This window comes from Schleiferilactobacillus shenzhenensis LY-73 (assembly GCF_000469325.1).
GTDB lineage: Bacteria > Bacillota > Bacilli > Lactobacillales > Lactobacillaceae > Schleiferilactobacillus > Schleiferilactobacillus shenzhenensis.
In genome coordinates this window covers 155,742-157,601 of the sequence record NZ_KI271585.1, presented here as the reverse complement: position 1 = coordinate 157,601, position 1,860 = coordinate 155,742, and the positions used below count along the sequence as shown (strand labels likewise).

Here is a 1,860-nt window from a genome sequence, read left to right as displayed (position 1 = left end):
ATCCGCATGATAAACCGAACTAATCCAGATTTTGGTCAAGCTGTGCATAATTCAGGTGTAGTAGTGGGGGAAAACGCTTACGATGATTATTATGCGCGCGTATCCTGTTTGCGTCAATAGGGGCATCTGCAAAAAAATAGCATTTTTGATTGACAATATAAACAATATGCAAACAATCGGTGTTACACGCACTGCTAACACGTCCGGGGTATAGACAATAGGCAATCACATGCGCGTTGTTTACATGGTAAGGGACGCCCAGATTGGCGCAGTCATGTTGAGCAATGCCACAAAAGAAATCAGGGCCACAGTTTGTTCCGTGGCATGTTTTTAGTCAGTTAAGAAAGAAAAAAACTGTATACTGATATATTTGCACGTATTGCCAAGCAAAGAACGGCCCGTTGGCTAACCAGTATGGTAAGGTAATATATAGAGAGAGTACCAGTGCACAACCAAGTGAGAAAGAGGGAATGTATGCGTAAACTCACCAATCATACCGTGGGCCGGTACATCGTTTTTGCCCTGGCCCTGGTTCTAATCGCCGTCAGTATCAACATGTTCTATGCCCCCCACGATGTCGCTGCCGGCGGCGCCACGGGGCTCGCTGTCCTAGCCGAAGTGGCCTTCGGCTGGCCGGTGGCCCTGACCACTCTGGGTGTCAACGTGCTCATGCTGATTGCTGCCGTGGTTTTTCTCGACAAGGCGACCACCGGACGCATTCTGCTGGGCAGCTTCGCGCTGCCGCTGATGCTGGCCCTGATCCCGCAATATCGGGTCGTCTCTGACCCGCTGCTGGCGGTGATTGTCGGTTCGGCCATCTTCGCGGTGGGGGTGGCCCTGCTGTACCGCATCGACGCCAGCAGCGGCGGGACCACAGTGCCCCCGCTGATCTTCAAGAAGTACTTCGGCCTGAAGCCGGCAATTGGGCTGCTGGCGGTGGACCTGCTGGTGTCTTTGGGCAACATCGTGGTCAGTGGCCTGGAGCCGTTTATCTTGGCTGTTTTCTCCATCGTCCTGACCAGCATCGTGATGAATTACATTGAGACCGGTCTGGACCGCAAGAAGACGGTCTTCGTCATGAGCAACACCGCCTTGCCGGCCATCAAGCAGGTGGTCAACGAGCAGCTGCCCCACGGCTTGACGGTGGTGCCGGTGACCGGGGGCTTTTCTGACCAGCATAAAGAGATGCTGATGATCGTGGTGGAACAGGCCGATTACCAAGGCCTGACCCGCCAGATCCTAGCCATGGATCCGGACGCGTTCATCACCGTCGCCGACGTGGCGGCGGTGCACAATGGGATTTTTTAACTGCAATGGGCGGATTCGGCGCCCGGGAATGAATCGAGGCATATTATGGCAAGTGTATCTATTCCAGAAGATCTGACTCAAGCCGAGGCCCGCGTTAAGGAGCTGGCCGGGCGGCACATCGACACGACGGTGGACGCCGTCATTCAGCAGGCCATCACCGATTACGTGCAGGAGATCCTGATGGAGGGGCTCGAGGGCTCCTATGTCACCACTCACTTCGCCGACGATGTGTTGACGATCACCGACGACGCGACCGGCCAGGTGGTTACCACCATCCCGGCACCGGCCGGCGGCTTTCAGGCAGCCTTCCGCAGTTCCGGGCGGCTGTTGATGCAGAACCTGGCCAGCAAGGTCCAGGAGAAGTTCCGCGACCGCATTATCCGCGGTTGAATGATGGCAATGAGAAAGGGCCCCAGGCAACATTCCCGTTTGCGGGGAGTGTTACCTGGGGCCCTTTTGTTGTATGCCTGTGGCCGAGTTGCGTGGATTTGAAGGCGGGCGGCATTTCTGGTGAATACGGCGTGGCACTGAGATCTTATGTTCGGCAAGATC

At 55.6% G+C, this 1,860-nt stretch carries 2 protein-coding genes; both read left to right on the top strand.

Features of this window, described 5'->3' with window-relative positions; translation table 11 throughout:
• Positions 1-474: 474 nt before the first annotated feature.
• Positions 475-1,308 carry a YitT family protein gene (locus tag L248_RS05405; protein ID WP_022529111.1) on the top strand — a complete coding sequence of 278 codons (834 nt, stop codon included), beginning with the start codon at positions 475-477 and terminating at the stop codon, positions 1,306-1,308.
• 45 nt (positions 1,309-1,353) lie between these two features.
• Positions 1,354-1,698 carry a hypothetical protein gene (locus tag L248_RS05400; RefSeq protein WP_022529110.1) on the top strand — a complete coding sequence of 115 codons (345 nt, stop codon included), beginning with the start codon at positions 1,354-1,356 and terminating at the stop codon, positions 1,696-1,698.
• Positions 1,699-1,860 lie beyond the last annotated feature (162 nt).

Bases quoted from the DNA above. Each gene is read 5' to 3' on its own strand.
- L248_RS05405 (WP_022529111.1), top strand. From the start codon at position 475: ATGCGTAAACTCACCAATCATACCGTGGGCCGGTACATCGTTTTTGCC.
- L248_RS05400 (WP_022529110.1), top strand. From the start codon at position 1,354: ATGGCAAGTGTATCTATTCCAGAAGATCTGACTCAAGCCGAGGCCCGC.